This window comes from Mycoplasmopsis agalactiae (assembly GCF_000089865.1).
GTDB lineage: Bacteria > Bacillota_I > Bacilli_A > Mycoplasmatales > Metamycoplasmataceae > Mycoplasmopsis > Mycoplasmopsis agalactiae_B.
In genome coordinates, this window is the sequence record NC_013948.1 from 144,942 (window position 1) to 171,512 (window position 26,571).

At 29.8% G+C, this 26,571-nt stretch carries 20 protein-coding genes and 1 other RNA gene; 17 read left to right on the forward strand and 4 right to left on the reverse strand.

Annotation, left to right across the window (positions count from 1 at the left end; translation table 4 throughout):
* The first annotated feature begins 147 nt into the window (after positions 1-147).
* From MAGA_RS00660 to thiI, 7 genes are all read left to right on the forward strand, one after another.
* Positions 148-1,560 carry an ABC transporter ATP-binding protein gene (locus MAGA_RS00660; protein ID WP_013021790.1) on the forward strand — a complete coding sequence of 471 codons (1,413 nt, stop codon included), beginning with the start codon at positions 148-150 and terminating at the stop codon, positions 1,558-1,560.
* Positions 1,544-2,380 carry an ABC transporter permease gene (locus tag MAGA_RS00665; RefSeq protein ID WP_013021791.1) on the forward strand — a complete coding sequence of 279 codons (837 nt, stop codon included), beginning with the start codon at positions 1,544-1,546 and terminating at the stop codon, positions 2,378-2,380. The genes MAGA_RS00660 and MAGA_RS00665 overlap by 17 nt, the downstream gene beginning before the upstream one ends.
* Complete coding sequence (locus tag MAGA_RS00670) at positions 2,373-3,266, forward strand: ABC transporter permease (RefSeq protein ID WP_013021792.1); 894 nt, start codon at positions 2,373-2,375, stop codon at positions 3,264-3,266. Before MAGA_RS00665 ends, MAGA_RS00670 begins: the two co-directional genes overlap by 8 nt.
* Positions 3,253-5,154, forward strand: a complete 1,902-nt coding sequence (locus MAGA_RS00675) for a hypothetical protein (protein ID WP_013021793.1) — start codon at positions 3,253-3,255, stop codon at positions 5,152-5,154. The genes MAGA_RS00670 and MAGA_RS00675 overlap by 14 nt, the downstream gene beginning before the upstream one ends.
* Before the next feature lie 223 nt (positions 5,155-5,377).
* The gene (rpmF, locus tag MAGA_RS00680; RefSeq protein WP_004024309.1) at positions 5,378-5,578 is read left to right on the forward strand and encodes a 50S ribosomal protein L32; all 201 of its coding nucleotides are present in this window, start codon (positions 5,378-5,380) and stop codon (positions 5,576-5,578) included.
* 63 nt (positions 5,579-5,641) lie between these two features.
* Positions 5,642-7,270, forward strand: a complete 1,629-nt coding sequence (locus MAGA_RS00685) for a hypothetical protein (protein ID WP_013021794.1) — start codon at positions 5,642-5,644, stop codon at positions 7,268-7,270.
* A gap of 1 nt (position 7,271) precedes the next feature.
* A complete protein-coding gene (gene thiI / locus MAGA_RS00690) occupies positions 7,272-8,408 on the forward strand; it encodes a tRNA uracil 4-sulfurtransferase ThiI (RefSeq protein ID WP_013021795.1) in 1,137 nt (378 codons plus the stop codon).
* Between the two features lie 46 nt (positions 8,409-8,454).
* On the opposite strand, the gene MAGA_RS00695 is transcribed toward thiI, so the two are convergent.
* The 3 genes from MAGA_RS00695 to ssrA all read right to left on the reverse strand — a co-directional run bounded on the left by MAGA_RS00695 (position 8,455) and on the right by ssrA (position 10,926).
* Positions 8,455-8,733, reverse strand: a complete 279-nt coding sequence (locus MAGA_RS00695; RefSeq protein WP_013021796.1) for a hypothetical protein — start codon at positions 8,731-8,733, stop codon at positions 8,455-8,457.
* Between the two features lie 167 nt (positions 8,734-8,900).
* On the reverse strand, positions 8,901-10,277 hold the full coding sequence (locus MAGA_RS00700; RefSeq protein ID WP_013021797.1) for a BspA family leucine-rich repeat surface protein: 1,377 nt from the start codon (positions 10,275-10,277) through the stop codon (positions 8,901-8,903).
* Between the two features lie 254 nt (positions 10,278-10,531).
* Positions 10,532-10,926: a transfer-messenger RNA gene (gene ssrA / locus MAGA_RS04410) on the reverse strand.
* Between the two features lie 90 nt (positions 10,927-11,016).
* Here ssrA and MAGA_RS00705 point away from each other — a divergent pair.
* From MAGA_RS00705 to pyk, 9 genes are all read left to right on the forward strand, one after another.
* Complete coding sequence (locus tag MAGA_RS00705) at positions 11,017-13,449, forward strand: MAG1360 family OppF-related protein (RefSeq protein ID WP_013021798.1); 2,433 nt, start codon at positions 11,017-11,019, stop codon at positions 13,447-13,449.
* Positions 13,450-13,604: 155 nt separating this feature from the next.
* Positions 13,605-16,094, forward strand: coding sequence for a valine--tRNA ligase (locus MAGA_RS00710; protein WP_013021799.1), 2,490 nt, complete (start codon positions 13,605-13,607; stop codon positions 16,092-16,094).
* Positions 16,095-16,096: 2 nt separating this feature from the next.
* Complete coding sequence (locus tag MAGA_RS00715; RefSeq protein WP_013021800.1) at positions 16,097-16,957, forward strand: bifunctional 5,10-methylenetetrahydrofolate dehydrogenase/5,10-methenyltetrahydrofolate cyclohydrolase; 861 nt, start codon at positions 16,097-16,099, stop codon at positions 16,955-16,957.
* Between the two features lie 99 nt (positions 16,958-17,056).
* On the forward strand, positions 17,057-18,013 hold the full coding sequence (locus tag MAGA_RS00720; RefSeq protein ID WP_013021801.1) for a phosphate acetyltransferase: 957 nt from the start codon (positions 17,057-17,059) through the stop codon (positions 18,011-18,013).
* A gap of 3 nt (positions 18,014-18,016) precedes the next feature.
* Positions 18,017-19,210: an acetate/propionate family kinase gene (locus tag MAGA_RS00725; RefSeq protein WP_013021802.1), complete on the forward strand. Its 1,194-nt coding sequence runs from the start codon at positions 18,017-18,019 to the stop codon at positions 19,208-19,210.
* A 7-nt stretch (positions 19,211-19,217) separates the two neighbouring features.
* Positions 19,218-19,640: a pantetheine-phosphate adenylyltransferase gene (coaD, locus tag MAGA_RS00730; protein WP_013021803.1), complete on the forward strand. Its 423-nt coding sequence runs from the start codon at positions 19,218-19,220 to the stop codon at positions 19,638-19,640.
* Positions 19,640-20,224 carry a ribosome biogenesis GTP-binding protein YihA/YsxC gene (yihA, locus tag MAGA_RS00735; protein WP_013021804.1) on the forward strand — a complete coding sequence of 195 codons (585 nt, stop codon included), beginning with the start codon at positions 19,640-19,642 and terminating at the stop codon, positions 20,222-20,224. Before coaD ends, yihA begins: the two co-directional genes overlap by 1 nt.
* A 25-nt stretch (positions 20,225-20,249) precedes the next feature.
* The gene (locus MAGA_RS00740; RefSeq protein ID WP_013021805.1) at positions 20,250-21,737 is read left to right on the forward strand and encodes an MAG1430 family protein; all 1,488 of its coding nucleotides are present in this window, start codon (positions 20,250-20,252) and stop codon (positions 21,735-21,737) included.
* Positions 21,738-21,882: 145 nt separating this feature from the next.
* Complete coding sequence (gene pyk, locus MAGA_RS00745; protein ID WP_013021806.1) at positions 21,883-23,319, forward strand: pyruvate kinase; 1,437 nt, start codon at positions 21,883-21,885, stop codon at positions 23,317-23,319.
* Between the two features lie 65 nt (positions 23,320-23,384).
* Here the strand turns inward: pyk and MAGA_RS00750 are convergent, their stop codons facing one another.
* Positions 23,385-24,338 carry an MAG1450 family lipoprotein gene (locus tag MAGA_RS00750; protein ID WP_013021807.1) on the reverse strand — a complete coding sequence of 318 codons (954 nt, stop codon included), beginning with the start codon at positions 24,336-24,338 and terminating at the stop codon, positions 23,385-23,387.
* A gap of 357 nt (positions 24,339-24,695) precedes the next feature.
* Between MAGA_RS00750 and dnaK the strand changes: the two genes are divergently transcribed.
* Entirely contained in the window at positions 24,696-26,492 is a 1,797-nt protein-coding gene (gene dnaK / locus MAGA_RS00755) for a molecular chaperone DnaK (protein ID WP_013021808.1), read from the forward strand.
* Positions 26,493-26,571: the final 79 nt, after the last annotated feature.

A 26,571-nucleotide genomic window follows, 5' to 3' on the forward strand; every position in this document is an offset into this window, starting at 1 on the left:
TTATTGATTAAAAATAGCACTTATGATATTCAATGAAGACATAAATCCTTCATTGCCTTTTTTTGTTACTGAATATAGTCAAAATTTGTATGACACAGTCTCCCCTTCTGTATTTTTTTAAATTTAAAAAATATTCAAGGAGGATTTGTGATACAAAAAAAAGAAAAGCTTCCTTACATTATTAAACTCAAGGAAGTTGTCAAAGAATTCGATGGCAAAATTGTCTTAGATAACATCGAATTGAACATCAAAAAAGGTGACTTTGTCACATTATTAGGCCCATCTGGTAGCGGTAAAACTACTATTTTGAGACTTATCGCGGGCTTTGAGAAAACCACTCGTGGTGAAATTCAGTTTAATGGACTAGACATTAAAGATTTGCCGCCTCATAAAAGAGATTTATCAACCATTTTTCAAGACTATGCATTATTTCCACATTTAAATGTTGAAGGCAACATAAAATTTGGTCTTCCGCTTAAAAGAGTACCTAAGGAAACTATAAATCCTAGATATGAAAGAATCTTGGCGCAAAAGAAAATTAAATGAACTGAATTAGCTAAGAAAAAAATGCAAGAATTAGATGAGTTGCAAGATAAGTACATTGAAGAAATGGAAACATTAAAGCCAAATACAATTACTTACAGAAGAAGACAAAAGTGATTGGATAGATCAGACTTTAATTATTCATATTGAGAAAACTATGTTCAGCAACAAACTGAATCTTTTGAAAATAAATTTTTAAAAAGAAAACTAACTAAGAATGAAATTGATCAGTTAGTTAAAGACTTTGTAAAGCTAGTTGGCTTAGAAGGTAATGAAAAGAAAGCAATCAGTGAGCTTTCTGGCGGTATGCGTCAAAGAGTTGCGCTTGCAAGAAGCTTAATTATTAAGCCAAGTATTTTGCTTTTAGATGAGCCTCTTAGTGCTTTGGATGCTAAAATTAGGCAAAAAATGCAAGTATTACTTAGAAGCTTGCAACAAAAATTAGGTCTAACATTTATTTTTGTTACCCATGATCAAGATGAAGCATTAGAGCTTTCAGATATGGTTGCTGTTATGCGTGGGGGCAGAATTGAACAATATGATAGCCCTAAAAATATTTATGACTATCCAGTTAATAAATGAGTCGCTTCATTTATTGGTGATTCAAATATTTTCAATGGAATTTTTAACAAAGAAGACTGTACAGTAGACCTTTTGGGCAAAACATTTAAAACAGTTCATGACGAAGATGAATTTGCCAATGAGCAAGAAGTGGACGTTTTAATTCGTCCTGAAGACATTGACATTATTTTAGTTGATGAAGATGAAGAAGTTGAAAAGAGTAAAGAAAGTAAGAAAACTAAAGAAAAACTAAGAGGAAGCATCCAAGATATTGCTTACCGTGGAAGCTACTATTACCTAAAAGTTAAGCTTAATATGGGTGAATATATTTATGTTGAAACCGCTAAGAAATTTGAATTAAATGATGTTGTTGACATTAGTTGAACAATTGACAGTATTCATTTAATGAATAAAGATAGCAAGTGAGATTATACTTCTAATGAATTCAGGAATTAAAGCCTCATTAGGACTCAACAGAAGATTATTATTCTTATTCCCATACATTTTTATAGCTATTCTTTTAGTGTTCTTACCAATTATTTTAATAATTGTTAATTCAGTTATTCACATAGCTGACCCTACTTTTGACTCATTCAAGCTAGTTAAAGATTCAAAAACTTGAACAAAGATTTGAAGAAGTTTATTTATTGGAATAATTTCAGCACTGCTTTGCTTAATTATAGGCTTGCCATATGCATATTTTGTTGCAAGAAGTAAAAACAGAATTATGCCAATTTACGCTATGAGCCTTATTTTAAGCCCTTTAGTAATTTTTACAATTGCCAAAATATATGCAGTGCGTGGTTTCTTTTTAACCTTAGTTTCTAAAGAAAACGATCTTAATGCGATCTGATTCATGATTTTTGGCTTAACTTATTTAAACTTGCCGTATATGATAATGCCACTTTATTCAGTGTTTAGAGATATGCCAGAAAATATTATTGAGGCTTCTCATGATTTAGGCAATGGGCCGGTTAGAACATTATTTAGGGTGATATTACCATATAGTAGTAAGGCAATTTTAAGTGGTCTAGGAATTATTTTCTTATCTAGCGCTACTAACTTTGTTATAAGCGATAAATTATTGCCTGACGGTTCACAGCATCAATTAATTGGTACTGTAATTAATAATTACACTAATCCAGCTAACCAATATGAAGTGTCAATTGGTACAACCTTAGTAATTGTCGTATCAATCATATTTATAGGAACATTCGCACTAATTAGTTTCTTGCCAAGAGTATTCAAAAGAAGAAGGAGAGCAAGATATGAATAAGGTAGCTAAATTCTTTAAAAGTTTCTATATCCACATAATATTATTAGCATTCTATATTCCACTTTTATATGCTGCAATCTTTAGTTTTAACAATCCAAGTAGTAAAGGATTTGTTAGAACAAGTTGAAATGGTTTTACTACCAACAACTGAGCTACATTTTTTAACGAAGGCAGAGGCATTGCACTGCTTAATTCATTAGTTATAGCTTTTGCTGTCTCGGTTATTGTCGTAACTATTTCTCTTTTTACATGTTATGGTATGTGAAGACAAAAAAATAGAATTTATAGCAAGATGATTCTAGGAACTAATAATGTGCCACTAATTAACCCAGATAACATCAGTGCTATCGGCCTTGCTTTATTATTTTCAGTATTATTTGGTACACTAGCAAATACACGTGAAGGCCTATTTCGTGGGATCGTTGGTCACACAGTAATGGCTCTTCCATATGCTATTACTTTAATGTTTCCAAGAAGTGATAAATTCAATGCATCATTATTTGAAGCTGCTCAAGACTTAGGATATAGCAAACTTAGAGCATGATTTAAAACCTATTTTGTTTACATGCTTCCTTCTAGTTTTTTTGCTGCTATTGTTGCTGCTTTCTTAAGTTTTGATGACTTCATTATTTTAAGAACAGTTTCAAATACATCTACATTAGGCACTAAATTATATGAAGGTGAATTTAGAGCATGAGGACTAGTTGTTGGCGCTTCATTATTAATCATTGTTTTATCATTTAATGCTATTTATATTTCATATAAATGAATTAAAATAGCTAGAGCTAGCAAAAGAGCAAAAAAGTCTATAGAACAGGCAAATAAGGAAGAAATAGTAACAAAAACATCTTTATTTGAAATAGGAGGCACTGATGAAAAGCAATAAATTTATGCAGTTTATTAAATCTAAAGTGCTAACTAAAAAAGTTGGTTTTTCACTAGCTGCTCTTTCAGCTGCAACAGTTGCTGTTGGTGCTGTTTCTTATAAATATACAAAAAGTGCTTTTAAACCTGTTTTTTCTAACTATCAAGCATACATAGATGAGTATAACTTAGAAAAACTAAGTCAGCGTTTTGAATACAAACAGTTTGCAGTTTTGGATGAATTTACTAGAGATATATTAACTAACAAAACAGCAGGCGGAATTGGTAGTGATAGTCAAGCTACTAAGCTATTAATTAATAGCAATCAAGGCAAACCACTATTAAGAAAGTTCAAAAGATCTGACTTTAAAAAGATTTTTAAAGCCAAATGAGATGATTCAAAAACTACTGAGGAAAATTTAAAAGTTATATATAACCCTGTTGTTTTTGAGCACATTAAATCATATGATGCGCTATTAGACAATGTGCCTGTTTTTGATGAAAATGGCACAATTGTTCCTAATAAAACACAAAAAGACTTGCCAAATGAAGAAAGACTTCATTTATATGATTATTTCATACCTTACTTCATGCAAGATATGGTTATTGCATATAATCCTCAAAAGCTAGCTAAATATAATAATTTATTCAAGCCATTTCACATGGAAGCTCCTGAAGAGCCAGTTGAAAGTGATGGAGAGCAAGCCCAAAAGGACTATGAAATAGCCAAAAAAGAATATGACTCTAAGTATAAAAACTCTATTAGTGACTACTTTGCTGGTGTGCATAATGGCATTGAAAAACAAATCAACTCTAAACTTATTGAGATAATTAATAATCCAAATAATAAATATAAGGAAAAAGTTGTTGATAAGAATACAGGAAAAGAAAAAATAGAAGAGCACAGTCATTTACCAATGTCAGAAGCTCTTAAATTACTTAGAAATCCTTATGGCACTAATTCAGAACAAGATGCTTTTAAATATTATCAATACACCAATGCAGTGCGTGATAATATGATCTATGGCTCATCATATAGGCTAGATACTAAAACAGGAAAAAGAGTTCCTCAGCCAACTGGCGAAGCTGTTATAACTGAAGAAACAAATATAACTAATAAAAAAATTAGAACTGAAATCTATAGAGATTTAATTGACCAATTTGTTGATATGTTTGAGGATTCAACTGGCTTTAAAATTACAGACACTGAAAGAGTTAGAACTAGTGGAAACGGTTTAGACTTGCTTAATACATTAATTGATCCTACAAAGAAATTTAATGTAGCTATTATTTATAATGGTGATGCAGTTGATGCCTTTTATTCATTAGATAATGTCAAAAATTCAGAAGTTCCTGATGGTGTTGTTAGATTTATTCGTCCTTCAGTTAACTTACTTTTAGTTGATGGATTTGTTATTGCTGATTCAACTGAAGAAGATGTTGCGCTAGATATGATTGATGCAGTAAATAAAACAGTTTTTGCCGGTTATGATCAACCTGATGAGTTTTGAAACTCAGATGACATTGAAAAAGCTAGAAAAAATGTTGCTGCTGATAAAGATAAAGATGAATGATATGAAAAATATGGTGCATACTTTGCTTTTGACTATATAAGATATACTCCTGCTATTCAAAGTTTATATAAATATGTTTTAGACAACGAGTTTTCAGAAGACAAGTTCCCTGGTTATGGTAAGGCATTTAATGACTATCAAAAAGACTACCTTCAAAACTTATATAAAATTGAAAGCGAATATACATTTAAAGACTTTAAGTCAGATAATCCAGGTAAAAAATTGGATGATTTAAAAGGATTTAAATACCATGTTAAACATATTCCAATTCATCCTGTTACACATGAAGTTCAGACAGAAATAAACATTTATTACGACAACAAATTAAAATCTTAAAAAATTTGGCCGCTGGGCTAAATTTTTTATATTGTGGCAACTATGAACCTATAAATAATATTTCAATTGACCTATAAGCCTATAAAACAGGCAAAGAAGCACACATGGCTGTATTCAGGATAAGCATCATAAAAATTTATTAAATAAATAAAAAAATTTATTTTTTTACTATAATTTAAATACTTATTTTTCAACAACTATTTTTAATAATGAGGAGGGTGCAATGGCTATAGTTCCAAAACGTAAAACATCTAAGCAACGTAAACACAAAAGACGTACTCATGATGCTTTACCAGTGCAAAATTTAATCTCATGCAAAAACTGTTCTAATATGATTCAACAACACCGTGTTTGTGAACACTGTGGCTTTTACAAAGGTAAAAAAGTTGAAGGATATAAAAGTTTAAACTTGCGCGCTCAATAATAATGCTTTAAAACCAGTTTTACTTGGTTTTTTATTTTATCTTTTATTATAATTTTTAATTATATGAATAAAACTTTATCAGTTCCTGAATCTAAAATTGCACTAATATCACTACTTGTTTTTTTAATCATTTGCGCAGTGATTATTTTTATCATTACTTTCTTTTTAATTAGAAATAATAAAGTTAAGAAAATTAAAAAGCAGGCTAATGAAATATATAAATTTATTAGCTCCAAAACAACTAATGGTTCCATGACAATTTCTAGATTCAAAAGCATATCGCAAGCACAAGGTGATTATAAAAAAGATCTTAGCGAACTGATAAACATTAATGAACAAATAAGAGCCATTTATAAGCCCTTATTTGCTTCATGCAATAAGATTAAAAATGATAAAAACAAGAAATATAACACCTTAAAAAATGAATCGCTCAAACTTAATAATTTATTCAATGAATATAAAAATTTATGAGATAAATTTAGCAAAAAGTCCGAAACATTAAATATACACTGAGGTATAGTTGATTCAATAAGTTCTAAGCTTTCAACAATTCTTTTAGAACTAGAGAACTATATTAGTAAAAACAAAAATAATTTAAGACACACATATGATTTGCTAGTTCGTGAATTAGATGAATTGCAAAAAAATAATTTTGCTTTTGAAGATAAAAAACTAAATAATGAAATAACAAATGTTTCGGCTGAAATTAATGAGTACGAAAAGAGAGTTTATTCATTTTGCAAAAAAGTAGATGTGTTAGTAAAATTAGAAAATTCTATTTTTTATGCACTACCACAAATGTTTAACAACAAACATTTTGATTCTAAATTCAGCAATGAAATAATGCAATTAAAAAACAATTTGCAAAGATTACAACATAATTTTGCTTCTATGCCATATCAAGAGCTATTAAAAGAAACTAAGCTAATTTACCTTAGATACTTTACTTTGCTTAAAGAGAATAAACACAATAGCGAGTTTAAAAGCTTTATCAAAAACAAATTTAAGACACTCGAAGATGAAATTCAAAAAAATAACTCTTTAGTTGGTTTATTTATTCAGAAAATTGATGAGGATAATTTATACAAGAGCACTATAAAACAGGAGTATATGTCAACTATTATCTTCTGAGAAAACCTAGTTAAAGACTTTGAAATTCTTAAAGAGAAAGCTGACAAAGGCATTGAAATAGGTTTATTAGAATTGCAAACATTTTTAGAGCAATATTGTTCATTGCTTCAGTCATTTAATTCTATAATTTCCCAATACGATTATTTTACAGCCAAAAAAGTATATGACAAGCTTTATATAGAAATCAATAATCAGTGATGCCTAAAAGTTTTAAACCATAGAGATGTTTTAGAAAAGTTATCAGAAAATGATGAGCTATTTAAACAATTAATCAGATTGAATAAAGAAATTAATAATGATTTCATCACTAAAAATTACATTGATTTAAGTTCAGAGCTATGAATTAAATGAACTGAATTATTAATTAAGCTCTATAAAAAGGTTTATACACAATATATTTATAAAGCTATGATTGATGCTTTAATGAGGAAATTAGCACAAAAAAACATAAACAACAGTCCTGAAATGGAAGAGTATATGTTATATGTCGACAGAAATATAGTTTCATTAAGGTTCAAAGAAGCTTTTGAATTTTTAGCTGCGGCTTCAAAAGGAAAATAATATGTATGAAAAAATTTTAATAAGATATGGTGAGCTAACACTTAAAGGAAAGAACAGAGACTCATTTATCGCTCAGTTAGCTAGAAACATTAAATTAATAACTGGAGAATATCCAGAGACTAGGTATGATCGTATGTTTTTAACATATTCTGATGCTAACTTAGAAAAGTTACAATATGTTTTTGGAATAACTAGCTACAGTCCTGTAATTTTTTGTGAAAATGACTTAGAAAAAATTACTAATAGTGCTATAAAACTGGTGAATAAGGACGATAAAACATTCAAGATATCTGCTAGAAGAAATAACAAAAAATTTGAACTAACAAGTGCTGAAATTAATCAAAAAGTCGGCGCTTCTGTATTAAAATACTTTCCTTTAATTAAAGTGGACGTTCATAATCCTGAATGTAATATTAATATTGAAGTACGCTCTGATAAAACATATTTATTTAGCAAAACTTATGAAGCATTAGGCGGTCTTCCTGTTGGAATTAGTGGCTCTACATTACACTTGATGTCAGGCGGAATTGATAGCCCTGTTGCAGCATTTAATCTTATGAAAAGAGGATTAAAAGTAAGTTTTTTATCTTTTATTTCGCCACCACAAACTGATGAAAAAACAATTGGCAAAATAAAAGATTTAGTTTCTGTATTATCTAAATATCAAGGCAAAAGTCATCTTTATTTAGCTAACTATTCTAAGTTAATGAATTATATTTCTTTCGCATCTAATGAATCATACAGAATCAACTTAATGCGCCGTAGTTTTTATAGAATTGCTTCAAAATTTGCTAAAAGTAAAAATATCATGGTTTTATCAAATGGCGAAAATTTAGGCCAAGTAGCTAGCCAAACAATTGAGAGTTTATCAACAATTGCAAGTGCTAGTGATTTATTAATTTTAAGACCGCTTATTGCTAATGACAAAGTTGAAACAATTAATATTGCAAAGCAAATTAAGACCTATGATATTTCAATTGAAAAAGCTAAAGAAACTTGTGAGCTATTTGCACCCAAAAACCCTGTAACTAAGCCTAATTTGGCAACAGCATTAAGACTAGAAGAAGAATTAACTCAGCTAAAAGATTTAGAAGAAGAATTGCTTGCAAACGAAATTGAACACTTTACAATTGAATAAAAAACAGGCTTAATCAGACGGCCTGTTTTTTTGCTTTATTAAATCATTAAGAATTAAGAATCTTATAAACAACAATTGCAATTGTTCCTATAATCACAATGAAGAGTGCCAGTACTAACAAGGAAGAAAAAATAATTTTCCTCCTGTTTTCTACATATTTAGATCTTGTATATTCATCTAAATTTTGGACAGCATCCTGCACAAGAGTATCTCTATCTGCTTCATTAAGCTTACTTATTTCTTCAGTAGATAAAATCTTTATATCCTTAATTTCTTCAAAGGTAGTAAAGCGAGATTTTTCTTGTTCATTATCTAAATTGCTCATATGCTAATTTTACATTAATCATAAAAAATAGTGCTTGCAAAATTATTTGGCTTCTATAGGTTTTTTATATGTGCGGCCACTACCAAATGTTGCAAATATTGGAAATTCAATATTTTTGAAAGTTAATACATAAATTTAGAGTTATCCAAACACTAATATTAAGATTGCTATTTTGACTTTCCATTTTGAAAATTAGGAAGCTTGTCGATATGAGAACCCTTTTTGAAGTTATCATGCTTAACTTTTTTTATGAATGCTCATTTATCTAGATCTTGTTTAAATGCAAAAGCGCCCGAAAACATTGCAGATACATCGGTAACATTATTTACATTTCATCCTGATATATTTTGGTTAAATGCCTTTGCATCTTTAAACATTTGTTTCATATCGGTAACCTTAGATGTATCCCAATTTGCGACATTTCCATTAAATCTTTCAGCTCCTGAAAATGTATCAGACATTAATGTAATGTTTTGTGTTTTTCAATTATTTAAGTCTTGGCTAAATTTCTTTGCATCTCTAAACATTGCATTTATTTTTGTAAAACTTGAAGTATTTCACTGTGAAACTGAAGGATCATTAAACTCTTTTGCACCATAAAACATATATGATGCATCAGTAACTTTTGGATTGATTAGTTTAAATAGTGGTTTATTAAATGACTCAGCACCGCTGAACATATTGTTCATTTTTAGGACATTTTCTACATTTCATAACGATAAGTCTTGATTAAACTTTTCTGCTTTTTCGAACATATAGTCCATAGACTGAACATTATTAGTCTTTCAACTTGATATATTTCCATTAAATGATTTTGCTTGTTGAAACATTCTAGTCATATTACTTACTTGCTCAGTGTTTCACTTATTTAGATCTCTGTTAAAATTTTCTGCTAAAAAGAACATTAAGCTCATGTTTTTAACGTTGTCAGTCTTTCAGTTTGAAATATCTGTATTAAATTTTTTAGCACCAAAAAATGCTTGAGACATGTTCTCAATATTTGATGTGTCTCACTTTCCTAGATTTTCAATAATTTCATTCTCATTTCCATCAAATGCTCTATACAAACTGATAACTTCTTCTGGTAATGTAGCAGAAACCTTTTTAACTTTCTTATCAAACCTTTTTATAGTTCCTTTTTCATCATAACCAATTTCAATAACTTCGGTTTTGTCATGATTATATTTATGTTCTCTAGCTGTAACTGATTTAAGTTTCTCAATACTTAAACTAATGATCCCTTCTATAATTTCAGATCTTTCAGAAGCCTTAACAACAATCTTTCCATCTCTATTTAACAAAGCTCTTTTTTCTATTTTAAAATCAAAATCACTTTCAGTGAGCTTTTCTAAACCCTCTTGTTTTTTAAGGGCTTCCAAAACATCATTTTTACTTGTATTATTAGTCGAAGTTATATCTAATTTTAGTTTTGATATATCAGTTTTTATAATTTTTGGTGCACTGTTTTGATCGCCTTGATCACTAGGCATATCTGATGGAGTATCAGAAGGCATATCAACTGGTTTATCAGCAGGCTTATCCACTGGTTTTTCACTATTTTTATTACATGAAGCAGCAATTAAAGGAAGAGAACTAGCAAAAAAGACCCCCCCCTAATTAATATTAGTTTTTTCTTATTCATATTTTGTTGTTCCTTTATTTGTAATTAAGATGTAAAAAAATTTTTCAACAATATATCAAATATAAACTATTGTCAATAATCAATTTCTTGAAAAAGTGGTAAAAAATATGAAAAAAACAGCAAAAAATGCTGTTTTTGGTGCAATTTGGTTGCAAATGGTGGAGATGTCGGGAGTCGAACCCGAGTCCACACACCAAGAATATATAACAACTTTTCATAGTTTAGTTTATTTTTAGTAATACTAAATTAAGAAAACAAACAAACTTAACATAGTATTGTGTCTAAAATTTCATTTTATCTACAGACACATTAGATAAAACTAGTCCGGTAAACCGATTTATGCAAATTGGACACTTTGCATAAACCACTTGCTGCTAATTCTTAAGCAAAAGCAAGGTTTGCGTTTGCATTTGCAATTGCAAATGCTGGAAGTTCAACACGAACTTCTTCTGACTTTTTATCGTTTGCACGTATTAAGCCTAGTTGCCTTTAGGTTTGCAAGACCACTAATTGTTATAAAACCCAATGCATGTCGAAGCCATTACATCCCCATATGTTAGGTTATAATTGTATTATATATTTTAATGAATTATCTATATAACTTTAAGTAAATAAATCATTAAAGCAAGGTTAGGCATACTATGAAAATTGAAAATAAAAGAGTCAACACAGCATTAAATTTTGACAATTGTTTTATAAGCAATAGTCAATATAAAAATAATGTTGATCTTAGAAAAATTAAAATTTTTAACAACGAAAGATTAGTTTTCTTAGTTAATGATGATTCAAAAACTTTTTTTGAAGGCAATTTTTGAAAAATATTAAACGACAATCCTAACCAAATGGTTTCATGCTTTTTGCCTAATGTAAAGACGAATTATTCATATAAATATGTTAAAGGTAAGAAAGCTTTATCAGGGGTTAATTACTTTAGCATATCAAAAGCTTTGGCTGCTTTTACAAACATTCCTTCGTTTTTAAAGTTTGTGACTTTATCAAAAAAGCAGTATGTAAGCGATAGCATTCTTGATTTAATTATTAAGACATTAAAGAAATATGAATATATAGTTAAAGGCAATATTTTTGACTTATTTAAGTCTAAAATAGGCTTATTTTACTCAGCATTAGTTGAAATTGAAAGATGGCAAAACTATTACACTGACTTAATAAAAAAGACACTAAAAGTAAAAGATTATGATAATGCCAACAAGCTTTTAGAAAAATATAGAGACGAATACGAAAAGGGTATTTATGAAATACTAAGCCATGTTTCGGAAGCTGGAACCACATTTTTAGAAAAATTCATATTTTTAAGTGATGCTATTGAAAACAATGTTGACTATCTGGGTGATAGCGAATTAACCTTATTGCAAAATCAGTATAACTTTATGAAAAAGCTTAGCAATCCAACTATGATTGATGTTAAAAAAGAGCTTATTATTAGAGACAATGCTAATGGTATAAAAATATTGCACAAACTAGCAGCTGAATTAAAAGCTAATGCTAATGAAGAATTAAGATATCTATGTGATAAGTATAATCATATGAGCAATATTGATATGCTTAAAGCTAGCAAGTATCCTAAAAACTCATTGCACTATCAATTTTTAATTAGAAAAGCCCATGCGGAAAAATACATTTATAAAAGCTTGAAATCTAAAAAAAGTAAACTTTTATATTTAGATTCTGCTGAGATTCAAAAATTAATTAATAAATTTAAAACTGAGCTCAAAATTTTTATTGATAACAGCATCATAAATCATAGCAGTTTGCCTAAATTTGATAACCCTTACAAAATTTATCAAGAAATTGAAGACAACTTTGACTTCAATTTAGATTTTTATATTGAATTATCAAGCAATAGAGAAAAAGACATTAAAAAAAATATTGCTAATAATTTAAAAATTATCAAGGACACAAAGGATAAATTTTATAAAGTAAAAGACAACTTTAAGTTTGACCAAATTAAAAATGATTTAAAAAACAGAATTGAGCAATTAAGCGGCGAGATTGACTGAAGATTGGGAATAATTAAAAATACTTTTAATTTAACAACCAAAAACAGCAAAAAATTCTTTATTGATGTTAAAAAGGTATCTGACAAATTCGCCAAAATAACTGCCAATATGAAAAAGATAGGGTCAGTATGAAACTATCTTCGTTTAGGCATTATTTATCATTCAGAAATTAAGAATGAGCAATTTGCAACTTTTGCTCAAAATTTAAACAACCTTAAAAAGTTTCACTTGTCTTTTGCTAATGTTTTTAACAAAATTTTAGCGCTTAAATCTATCCTATTTGACAAGCGTTTTTTTGATAAAAAAACCATAAATAGTTTCTACTTATTTGTCCATTTTATAGAGATATTCGAAAAATCATCTATTCATATTTCTAACCTTGTTAAGTCGGCTGATAAGATATCATATACTAACAAAATTAAGCTCTCATTTATTAGTGAATTATTAAGTAAGCCTCGATTAGTAATAATTGAAGATGATCCAAGTATTGATGATATTAATTTAAAACTGGAGCTTATTAGAGTTATTGATGAATTATCAAAACTAAATAACAATAGTTTTATGTTTATCACAAATGATAAGAGAGTATTAAAATCACCTTCATTTGATTTTGCTTTTATGATTGCAAGTAATAAAGATGTTGAACATGGTAGCGTAAAAGAAATATTAGAAAGGCCGTTTAACCCTATAATCAAGGCAAATTTGCAAAATAATAAAGGTGATGAATCATTCGAAATTAATGATGATGAGTTTATGTTTAGCGAAGAGATTAAAGTTGGCAAGAACCACTATATTGTTTCATCATTTAGTGAGTATAAAACCTGAGTTGTTTCGGAAAGTGAGAGTGCAAATACTCATGATGAAGATACATTGGAGCTTAAAATAGATGAATTAAATTCAGCATTCTTAGACCTTGAAAACATCATTGTAGACATAAAACAAGGTGAAGGAGAAATTCAAAATAGTTCAACAGGAAAGCTTTACGAGCAGTACAAAAAATATTTAGAACACAAAAATAACACAAGCGAAACTTTGCTAGCAAAAAGAAAAAAATAGCAAAATTATCACTTTTTTTGGCCATATTTTTCACTTTTTATAATTTGATTAAAACTAAACATATATTTAAACTAAGCAATTATGGTATAATCTTTTTTGTTTTCTATAAGAAAATTAGAGCCAATTTCCTACAATAATTTCTTAAGGAGTTATCTATGGATGTAATTGATAAATCATATACTCCTTCAAAGTTTGAAAAAGCTGTATCAAAAAAGTGAGTAGATAAAAAGATTTTTAGTAAACATGATTTGACTAAAAAGCCTTTTTCATTGCTTTTGCCGCCACCAAATGTAACAGGCGCCCTTCACATCGGTCATGCATTAGATCAGTATATTCAAGACACTATTTTAAGGTTTAAAAAATTAGAAGGCTATGACACATTTTATATAGCTGGAATGGATCATGCTGGTATTGCCACTCAAAGCAAAGTTGAAAGAATTTTGATGGAAACTGAAGGGGTTAGTAAACATACTTTAGGTAGAGAAAAATTCCTTGAAAGAATTTGAGAATGAAAAGAAGAATATGCTAATAAATTCAGAAAGCAATGACATCTTTTAGGCATTGGACTTGATTTTGAAAGAGAGCGTTTTACTTTAGATAAATTGTCCAATGATGCTGTAAATAAGGTGTTTATAGAACTTTATAACAGGGGATTAATATATAAAGATACTAAGGCTGTCAACTGAGATCCTGTTTTAAAAACGGCTTTATCTAATATTGAAGTTATTAATAAGCCTACTGAGCAAATAATGTACTACATTAGGTATAAAATTAAAAATAGCAGTGATTTTGTGACTATAGCAACTGTTAGATTAGAAACCTTGCTTAGTGATGTTGCAGTAGTTTTCAATCCTAGTGATGAGCGCTACAAGCATTTAGAAAATCAATATGTAATTCATCCTTTAACTAACGAAGCAATTCCTATTATTAAGGATGAATATGTCGACAAAAAATTTGCTTCTGGATTAATGAAATTATCCGCTCATGCTGAAGTAGATATTGATATTATCAAAAAACATAATTTGCAAATAAGAGAAACAATCAATAAGGACGGCAAAATTGACTGCCCTAGCAGCATATTTCATGATTTAACCAGAGAACAAGCTAGAGAGCAAATATCTAAATATTTAAAAGAGAACAATTTAATTGTTAAAGAAGAAAAAACAGTTTCTAATGTTGGTTATTCTGAACGAAGCAATGCGCCAGTTGAAACATTAGTTATGCCACAGTGATTTGTTAAAATGGACACTTTAGCTAAAAAAGTCACTGAGCACTTGAAATCAGATGACCAAGTCAAGTTTTATCCTAAACGCTTTATTAAAACAGTTAACAGCTGACTTAAAAATATTCATGACTGAACCATAAGCAGACAATTATGATGAGGACATAGAATTCCAGCTTGATATAAGGATAATGAAATAAAAGTTCAAGTCGATTCGCCTGGAGAAGGATGAGTTCAAGATTCTGATGTGCTTGATACTTGATTTAGTAGCGGCATAGCTCCATTTTCATTTTTAGGGTGACCAGCAAGTGATGAATTACTTAAAAGATATTATCCAACTAGTTTATTAGTTACAGGCTATGACATTATTTTCTTTTGAGTAGTTAGAATGTACTTTTTTGGTTTAGAATTCACTGGTAAAAAGCCGTTTGAGACTGTTTTACTGCATGGTTTGGTTCGTGATGAGCAAAATCGTAAGATGTCTAAATCGCTTAACAATGGTGTTGATCCATCTAAGATAATTGAAGAATATGGCTCAGACGCACTAAGATTTTTCCTAGTTACAAATTCAACTCCGGGGCTTGATACAAGATTTTTGCTTGAAAAAGTCAGAGTTGCTTGAGGATTGTGCAACAAATTATGAAATATAGCTCGCTATATTGATATGCTTGATGATGATTCTAACTCTAAACCTAGTGCTGCTGATATTTGAATTAATAATAAGCTTAAGCATTTGCAAAATAAAATTACTAAAGCAATGAATAGGTATGAGTTAACAGTAGCAGGAACTGAATTATCAAACTTTATTTACAATGATTTTTCATCTTGGTATATTGAATTATTAAGAATATATCCAAACAAAAAATATGCACTAGAAAACCTAAGAAGATTGCTTATTATTGCCCATCCATTTTTACCTTTTGTAACTGATTATTTATACCAAAGTATCTATAAAACAGAATTATTGGACGAACAGTTTCCTGTATTAAAATTAAGTCGCTCAATGAAAGTGAAAGAGATTGACTTAATAATTAATGTAGTTAAAATCCTAAGAAGATTCAGAGAAGAAAAGTCAATTAGCAAAAAGGAAATAATTAATTATTGAGTTAGTGAAAGTCTTTCAGAAGAGTCAAAAAGCGCAATAAATCGTATGACTAATGGCTGCTTAAAGGAAAATGACAACATTCTTTTTACTGATGGCAAGTTAAAAGTGTGAATAGAAGAAAATGAAACTCTTAAAAAAGATCGTTTAATAGACTTAAATAAAAAAATTGAGCAAGTTAAATTTGAAATTGAACGTGCACAAAAAATGCTAAGCAATCCAAATTTTATTAATAAGGCTCCAAAAGATAAAATAGCTTTAGAACAAGAAAAATTACAAAAGTATCAAAAACAATTAGCAGAGTATGAAAAGGAGGTGTAATTGTGACAATATTAAATGGAAAAATAATTGCTGAAGAGAGAACTGCTGAATTAAAAAAAGAGTTTGAAGAAATTACCAAATTAATTGGTAGACAGCCTGTTTTGTCAATTATCCAAGTTGGCGATAACCCTGCTTCTTCGCTTTATATTAAAAATAAAATCAAAAAAGCTGAAGAATTAGGCGTTAAAGCAACGCTTTATAAATTTGACGAAGATATTAGTCAAAATTCATTGCTTAAAAAGCTTGATGTTTTAAATGAAGAATCTGATGGCATCATTGTGCAATTACCATTGCCTGAGCATATTTCTCCTAAAGTTATAATGAATGGGATACGTTTAGAAAAAGATGTAGACGGCTTATGTGAAAAAAGCACATTCAATTTTTATAATGATAAATATGATGAATTAAGCTTTACTCCAGCTACAGCAGCTGCAATCATTGATTTAATTAACTACTATAAAATAGACTTAAACGGCAAAAAAGCTGCTGTCATTGGACGTAGTTATTTAGTTGGTAAGCCTACAGCATTTTTGCTTAAAAAATTAGGTGCCATGGTTTCAACATACAATAAAAACACTGGAATTAAAGGCGTTGAATCAGCTGATTTATTAGTTTCTGCAGCAGGCCAACCCGATTTAGTTAAAAAAGAAAACATTAAAGATGGCGCATGATTAATTGATGCTGGCACAACCATGATTGAAAGAGAAGGCAAAAAATGCTTTGTTGGCGATGCGTCATTAACTCCTGAAGAGTATCAATTATTAGAAGGCTATACACCAATACCAGGCGGCGTTGGCCCACTTACTGTTATTTGATTGTTTAAAAACTTAGCTAAGGCCATTAAATACGAGTTCCAAATTTAAGAAATTGAATTCTAGTAATAGGTTCATTTTTTTATATAATAAAAGCATTATTTTATAGACATAATTAATGATTATTAATTATTCCAAGGAGCATTAAAAATGGATTTTGAAAAACGCCTAAAAGGCATAGTAAACACACTTCCAAAAACTAAAATATTACTTATTGATGGTAGTGACAATAGAAGCATTGAGGCTGCAAATAAATTAGCTGAATTTAGCAACCTAGAAATTACACTATTAGTTGAAAACGATGAAAAAATCGAAACTAAAGCTAATGTTGTAAACATGAACAAAGACGCTAATAAATTAGAGTTATTGGCTCAAAAGTATGTTGAATTACGTAAAGGAAAAGAAGACATTGAAGCTGCTAGAAGAGCACTAAGCACACGTCCTTTTTATGCAATGATGCTTTTAGCAACAGGTGAAATTGATGGTGTTGTTGGTGGCCTAAATTACTCAACAGCAGACATTTTAAGAGCTGCTTTTAAAGCAATTGGCCCTAAACCAGGAATCAAAACTATTTCATCAGTTATGATTATGCATAAAGAAGAAAAACTTTACTTCTTTAGTGACATTTCAGTAAATCCTAAACCTGATTTAAATGGATTAGTTGATATAGCAAGTAATGCTGCTGAGTTTGCTAAAGCATTTATTGATGAACCAAAAGTAGCCTTTTTAAGCTTTTCAACAAGTGGCTCAGCCGTTACGCCTGAAACTAAATTAGTTGCTGATGCTACAGTTGAATTTAACAAAGTATACCAAGGCACTAAAGCAATTGGTGAAGTGCAATTAGATGCTGCTGTTAATGAAGGCGTAAGAAAAAGCAAGTACAAGGGAGAAACTTTTGCTGGCGAAGCTAATGTGTTAGTTTTCCCTGATCTAGGAGCTGGAAATATTGGTTATAAAATTGCTCAAAGATTTGGCGGTTTTGGTGCTATTGGACCAATTATTACAGGTGTGAAAAAACCAGTTAATGACCTATCACGTGGAAGCTTAACTGACGATGTTGTTAATACAGTTTTAATTACAGCAATTCAAGCAAACAACAAGGAGTAATATATGAATAATAAAGTTTTAGTTATTAATGCTGGAAGTAGCTCAATTAAACTTCAGTTATTAGATAAAGAAAAGTTAAATGTTATAGCTAGTGGACTAGCTGAAAGAATCGGCGAAAGCGGCAACGGTAATATTGCAATTAAGTTCAATGGCCAAAAATTTGAAAAAAGCGTGAAGTTAGACGACCATGCTAAAGCAGTTGAATACATTTTGGAAATTTTTGAAGAAAACAAAATTATTACTGATTCAAAAGAAATCGAACTTATTGGTTTTAGAGTTGTGCAAGGTGGCGAATATTTCAATAGCTCTGTAAAATTGGGTGATAAGGAAATTGAACTTATTGACGAAGTTAAAATGTATGCTCCATTACACAACCCTGGTGCATTGCAAGCTATTAGAGCATTTAAAAAAGTTATGCCACATGCAAAACTTTCAGCAGACTTTGATACAGCATTTCACACAAGCATTCCTGCTCTTTACGCAACATACCCAATTCCATATGAAATAAGCGAAAAATTAAAAATCAAGCGTTATGGCGCGCATGGTATTAGCCATGAATACATCACACTTAAAGTGCAAGAATTATTAAACAAAGAAAAAGTTAATATTATTAACTTACACATTGGTAATGGAGCTTCTTTATGTGCTATTAAAGACAGTAAGTCAATTGATACAACAATGGGTCTCACTCCATTAGCTGGAATTATGATGGGTTCACGTTCAGGTGATATTGATCCTTCTATTCACCAATTTGTTATGAAAAATATGAACCTTTCAATTGATGAATTTACTGACATTTTAAATAAAAAATCAGGTATGCTAGGTGTTTCAGGCATTTCAAATGACCTTAGAGACATTTTAGCTGCTATGGAAAAAGGTGACAAGAGAGCTCAATTTGCATTTGACTTATACTGCCAAAAAATAGTTGATTTCGTTGCAAATTATGCTAACAAATTAGAAAACAAAATAGATGCTATTGTTTTCACAGCTGGTGTTGGAGAAAACACACCTGAACTAAGAGAACAAGTTGTAAACAGCTTACATTTTGCTAACATTAAGTTAGACAAAAATAAAAACTTTGGCAAAATTGGTGAATACGAATTAATTTCAACACCTGATTCTGATGTTAAAGTTTATGTTATAAGAACAAATGAAGAATTATTAATTGCAAAACACGCAATTGAGTTATATAAATAAAAATTTTATGAAAAGCGCAATTTATCCTGGTTCATTTGATCCAATGCACGAAGGTCACATTGCTATTGTCAAAAAAGCTTTGAAAATTTTTGACAAGCTTTTTGTTATTGTTTCAGTTAACCCAGATAAAGAAAGCATTAGCGATCTTGATAAAAGATTTGTTGAAGCTAAAGGAAAGCTAAAAGAATTTAAAAACGTTGAGGTTTTAATCAACAAAGATGACTTAATTGCCGAGATGGCTAAAAAATTAGGTGCAAACTTCCTTGTGCGCTCTGCTAGAAATAATATTGACTTTCAATATGAACTAGTTTTAGCAGCGGGACACAATAGTATGAATAAGGATTTAGAAACTATTTTGATAATGCCTGATTATGACATGATTGAATATTCATCCACAGTCATAAGACATAAAAATAAGTTGGGAAAATAATGTGAAAATTTGTTAAATCTGCCTTAAAAAGAGAGACATGAGTAAAGTGTGAAGACTGCATTCAAATTTGTTTTTGAGGCCGCTCAAATGTAGGTAAAAGCTCCCTGCTTAATGCTTTAGTTAATCAAAAAATATCTTATGTTTCTAAACAACCAGGAAGAACGCAGTTTATAAATTATTTTCAGGAAGAAAATCGTTTTATAGTCGATTTACCTGGCTATGGCTATGCGCAATTATCAAAAGAGAAAATTGAGGAAATGAACTATTGAATAAATGCTTTTTTAAAAGACGATAAGTGCCCAAAAGTTGTATTTCTACTAATTGACTCGCGCACTGGCATAACAAAAATTGACTTAGAAAAATTAGCCTTTTTAAGGGCAATTAATTTACCAATTCACCTGATTTATACTAAGATTGATAAATTAAACCAAAAAGAAAAATCTGCTTTAGTTAAAAAGCATAATGAATATTTAGACTCTAATTTACTTAATGAATCAACTAACTCTTTTTTAGTTTCAAGTACTAATAAAATAGGCTTAGATGACCTAGTATTATTTATTGAAGAGAATATTTTTAAAAAATAAGTTAAATAACTTATGAAAGGCTACCATGGATAAATTTAAAAAGAAAGTGTTGCTCTCTTCTATTGGATTTGGAATAGCTGCAGGTGCATTAATTGGCACTGCAATAACACTACATTATGTAAAAAAAGCAAATTCTAATGAAACAGAAGCTGTTTTAAATAGAGCAAGACATTTAGAGTTAAAAGTAAATCCAAATCATAAAGATTTCGATATTTCATCTAGATATGCTAGCGAATTTGCTTATATCTCATTTTTTGGCTATGCAAAAAATGATAGTGAAGAGCCTACATTAAAAACTGATAAAGAATACTGAAAAGAGTTAGAGTCTAAGAAATTTAGTAAAAATAAAATTCCATTTACTCTTATTAATAAAAGCATCAACTATACATTAGAAGATTTAGCTAACGAACACTTTATTTATTACCACTCTTATGCTAATGACTATGATGGCACTTTGTATTTAAGAGTTTACTTCGAGAAAAAGCCTTCGAAAGATTCATCAGCTGTTTCTAGTGCTGATGAATATAATAGTAGAAAAGCTAACTGAAAATGAGTTGATTATAAATTAAGCGGCTTTAAGAAAGTTAACATTGATAAAAATCAAAACGAATTATTGCAAAATTATTCAGACTACAAGCACGGCTTTAGAGTTAGTTCAAAATTAAAAAACAAGCTACTTAAAAAAGAGATTAACTCTTTTGATGAAGTTACAGATGCCCAAGGCAAGGACTTTACCAAATTGCCTATGAAAAAGCAAGATTCAGCTGAATCAATTGAAAAAGCACACAAGATTTTTTCTGATTTATTAGACTATAATCACACAGTGCAAAGCATTGATGATAAAAACGCACTTAAATTCAGTATTGATAGCAAAAAACCTATTTATATAACTAAAAACAAGGACAATGACTATAGCATTCATTACAGTCTTTTTACATATGTTCCAAATGCTCAGTTTAGTGATGAAGGACAATTAAACAGTGCTAAAAAAGTTGAGATTTCAAAAGAATTTGTTTCTAAATTACAAATTAAACATGCTGAATTATCAAACGCTTTAAGTAATATTGAAATAAAGGATTTAGCTGGGGACAATAAATTATTAAAAGATATTATCCCTTCAAACTTAAAATACAACACATCAACTACCGCACCAAATGATAATTATCATAATACAACAAATGGCTACATTGAATTAGTTGATTTAGGTTGGAAAAATGAGACTCCTCAAGACACCAAAATCAAATTTTCATCAGGTGAGTACACTGTTTCATATCACAGAATTAGTGAAAATGATGGTGTAATTAAAGAGTTTAGTGATTTAAAACAATATTTTGGCCAAGGAAAAAATAAAGATGAATATTCGCCATTTGTTAATCTAGACGATTCTAAAGGCGAAGCACTAATTGCAGTTAAAATAACTGCTAAATTAGAAAACGGATACAATGAGAGTATAATAGGCACCGTGAAGCTATCAGGTTTAAAAAATAGCTCCTCAACATCAAACAATTCTTAATATTGAAAGCACAAATGTGCTTTTTTATATTTGGATAATAACAATTAATGCTAAAACAGAATAAAAATAAAAAACAAATTTCAAATATAAGTAAAATTAAAATAGATATAAATATAACTAAAGTTATATTAATAAAGGAATAAATATGAATTTAACAGACAAAAGAAGTAAATTAGTTGCTACTATTGGCCCTTCTAGCGATAACTATAATACAATGCGTTCCCTAATTGAAGCGGGTGCTACCTGTATTAGAGTTAACTTTAGTCACGGAAGCCATGAAGAGCATTTAAATAAATTTAAAATAGCTAAAAAAATATCTGAAGATATGCACTTGCCTGTTTCGCTCATTTTGGATACTAAAGGCCCAGAAATTAGAGTTGGAAAAATGAAGGGCGGTGCCCAATTTATTCCAGCTAATACTGAAATTAAAATTCATACAACAGAAGCTAAATACAAAGAATTGGAAGGTGATGCCAAAGAATTATCAGTTTCATATGATATGTCTAAAGACTTAAATGATGGAGACTATGTTCTTTTTGATGATGGCAAGCTTTCTGCAGTTGTAACTAAGGTTGCTAAAGGCATTGTTGTAGTTAAAACTCTTAATTCACATAACTTAAAAACAAATAAAAGAATTAATCTTCCTGGCGTTGATTTTAGTTTGCCATTTTTATCTGAAAAAGACATTAATGATGTTAAATTTGGAATTTCACAAGGGGTTAATTATATAGCTGCTTCATTTGTAAATTCAGCTAAAAACGTTAATGATTTAAGAAAACTATTAATTGATAATAATGCAAGCCACATTCAAATAATTTCTAAAATTGAAAGCCACTTAGGAATTGATAATATTGATGAAATTATAGAAGCGTCAGACGGAATCATGGTAGCTAGAGGAGACTTAGGTTTAGAAATCCCTTATTATGATGTGCCATATTTTGAAAAGCTAATGATTCGTAAATGTCGTGAAGCTGGCAAGCCAGTTATTGTAGCTACACAAATGCTTGATTCAATGGAAACCAATCCGCATCCAACTAGAGCGGAAGTTACTGATGTTTATTATGCAATTGAATTAGGTTCAGATGCTACTATGCTTTCAGGCGAAACAGCTTCTGGTGCTCATCCTTTAGAAGCTGTTATTACAATGTCAAATATTAATAAGCGTGCTGAAAATGAATTTTATGACAACACCTACTATGATGTGCAACTTGAAGAAGTTAGAAGAAAATCTAACTTAAAAGAAAACAAAAGAGCTAGAATTGCATATGAAGTGGCTAATAGAACCCGTTATGGCGATTATAAATTTGCTGTTGTTTTATCAAGAACAGGCCAATTATTAAAAGAAGTAGCAAAATTTAGACCAAATACTATCATCATTGGAATATTAAAAGATGCTAATATGATAGGGGAATTTGGTATAACTTCTAGTGTGTGAACTTCATTAGATTCAATAGAATACTTTGACTTAATTAAAGAAAACAGTGATAAGGCACTAGATATACTAATGCCATATGGCATAAACAAAGGCGACAGAATTATTGTTGTAGAAAACGAAAGCATTGTTGAAAAACAATATAATTAACCAAAAAGCCTATAAAACAGATTTAAAAAGCAAACTGTGTGTTTGCTTTTTATTTGTTTCTTTTATTAGGCAAAAGAGCCAGTAAATTGAATTGTTTGAGAGTTGTCCTTAATATCTATATAGATCGGTTTGGTAGTTGATGGATGATCATCTGGCTTACTTTTTGAAGATAATGAAATTAAATGAGCATATTTTTTAAATGTATCATACTTTTTAATATACTCAACAACTTCCTTAAATGTTGGCACATTAATAACAACAAATTTTGCAGTTGGTCATAATGCTCTAAGTGCTTCTCAAGCTTCTTGAGCAGTAACAGGATTATTTTGCTGTTCATGTTTTTCAGCAATACTATCTATCTCAAGCTTAGCAGCATCAAATTGATTTTTAACTTTTGATAAGGAACCCGATAATTCTTGTTTTGCTTTTGTATCGAAAGAATTTAAATCTTTTTCTAACTTACCGATTTCTTTCTTTGATTCAGTCATTATTTTTTGAGCAGCTGGATAAACCTTCTTGAACTTGTCATTATCAACTTTTGAATTTGAGTCTGTACCTATTACAGTTGATTTAACACTTTCTTGTGCCTTAGTAATATTTGAGCTTACTTCTTTTACTTTTGTTTCAAATTGTAATTTGGTTTTTGCATCAGTAGTTGTCTCTTCATTTTTAGAATTTTTAACACTAAAAGTAACAACTACTTCGCCTGAGTATGATGCATTTTTATCTTTTGCTTTAATTACAGCTTTATTTTCTTTTTCACTTATTTCAATGGATAATTCAGTTAAATTTAGTTCACTGTTCTTTGCAATTAAAGCACTTTTAATGTCTTCAATATCTTTTTTAGCCAACTCACCTAAATCAGTAATTTTAATTACTGAGTCTAATTTCTTCTCTTTAGGATTTTTGTCGTCATTGTGACTATTATTATTGCTCTTATTGTTGCATCCAGCCATTATTAATGGGATAGGCGGTATGAAAGCAACAATAGCAAATGCCATAAATTTAAATTTCTTCATATCACACCTCTAATTATTTAATGAAAAAATTATAAAAAAATCCACATATTACCAGCTAAAAAATGAAAATAATTCCATATACCATATGCATCACTTTTGCTATCTTGAACACAGTAAAATACAGTTTGCAAAAAGGTTTTAACTTATATATAAACTTTTAAATTTTAGGTTTAGTAATGTCACTGCTTTAAATGAAAAGTTAAGCAATATTATTAATAAAATATAACTATCATTTAAAGTAATTTGATCACCAACAAAAGCAAAATTAAAATTTAGCAAAAAAAGAGCTAGAGTGCTAAATTGTGTGCTAAAATAATATTGTTATGAATGTGTTATATACATTGAAAGGACTTTAATATGGCAAAAGAAGTAATTATTGGTATTGACTTAGGTACTACAAACTCGGTTGTTTCAATCGTTGATAATGGTTCACCAGTTGTTTTAGAAAACTTAAATGGTAAAAGAACAACTCCATCAGTTGTAAGTTTTAAAGATGGCGAAATAATAGTGGGTGATAATGCAAAAAACCAAATTGAAACAAATCCTGATACTGTAGCATCTATTAAAAGATTAATGGGTACAAGCAAAACTGTACATGTTAATAATAAGGATTATAAGCCTGAAGAAATTTCAGCAATGATTCTAGAGCATCTTAAAAAGTATGCTGAAGAAAAAATTGGTCACAAAATTGAAAAAGCAGTTATTACTGTGCCTGCATATTTTGACAATGCACAACGTGAAGCTACCAAAATAGCTGGTAAAATAGCTGGATTAGAAGTTTTACGTATTATTAATGAACCTACAGCCGCAGCTTTAGCTTTTGGACTTGACAAAGTTAAAAAAGAACAAAAAATTCTTGTTTTTGACCTTGGTGGTGGGACATTTGACGTTTCAATTTTAGAATTAGCTGAAGGAACATTTGAAGTTTTATCAACTGCAGGTGATAATAGACTTGGTGGAGATGACTGAGATCATGAAATTGTTAAATGATTAATTGATTTAATCAAAAAAGACTATAAAACAGATGTTACAAACAATAAAATAGCAATGGCTCGTTTAAAAGCAGCAGCTGAAAAAGCAAAAATTGACTTATCTAGTTCACAACAAGCTACAATTATGCTTCCATTTTTAGTTATGCAACAAGGCTCAGAACCTATTAGTGTTGAAGCAACCTTAAGAAGAAGTCAATTTGAAGAAATGACATCACATTTGGTTGAAAGATGTAGAAAACCTATTGAAACAGCTTTAGCTGATGCTAAAATCAAGATTTCTGATTTAGATGACGTAATTTTAGTTGGTGGCTCAACAAGAATTCCTGCAGTGCAACAATTAGTTGAATCGATTTTAAATAGAAAAGCTAACCGTTCAGTTAATCCTGATGAAGTTGTAGCTATGGGTGCCGCTATTCAAGGTGCTGTTTTAGCTGGCGAAATCGATGATGTTTTATTAGTTGATGTTACACCTTTAACACTAGGAATTGAAACAGCAGGCGGAATTGCTACACCATTAATTCCAAGAAACACACGTATTCCTATTACTAAGAGCGAAGTATTTACAACATTTGAAGATAATCAAAGCGAAGTTACAATTAGAATAGTGCAAGGCGAAAGACCACTAGCTAGCGAAAATAAATTACTTGGACAATTTAATCTTGGCGGTATTCGTGTAGCCCCAAGAGGCGTGCCACAAATCGAAGTAAGCTTTAAAATAGATGCAAATGGTATTACAACTGTTTTAGCCAAAGACAAAGACACTAACAAAGAGCAATCAATTACTATTAAAAACTCATCTAAGTTAAGCGAATCTGAAATTGAAGAAATGATTAAGGATGCAGAAAAAAACCGCGAAGCTGATGCTAAGAGAGCCGAAGAAATAAGCACAATTATCCAAGCTGAAAACTTGGTTAATAGCTTAGAAAAAGAAATGAATGAAGGCAATGTTGTAATTCCTGAAGAAGAAAAGGCAAAAATTGCTGATTACATCAAAGAAGTTAAAGAATTAATCAACAACAAAGATGTTGAACAACTTAAGAAAAAAATTGATGAGCTAAATGCAGCTTACAATATGGCTAAAAGTGCTGCAGCAAACTCAAATAAAGATGAAGGTTCAAACAACAATTCATCGTCAAATAATGATGAAGAAACATTTGAATAATCAAAAGAATTAAAAATAGCACAGACGATGTGCTATTTTTTCTAAAATCACTATAAAACAAGGATTTTGGACAAACTTC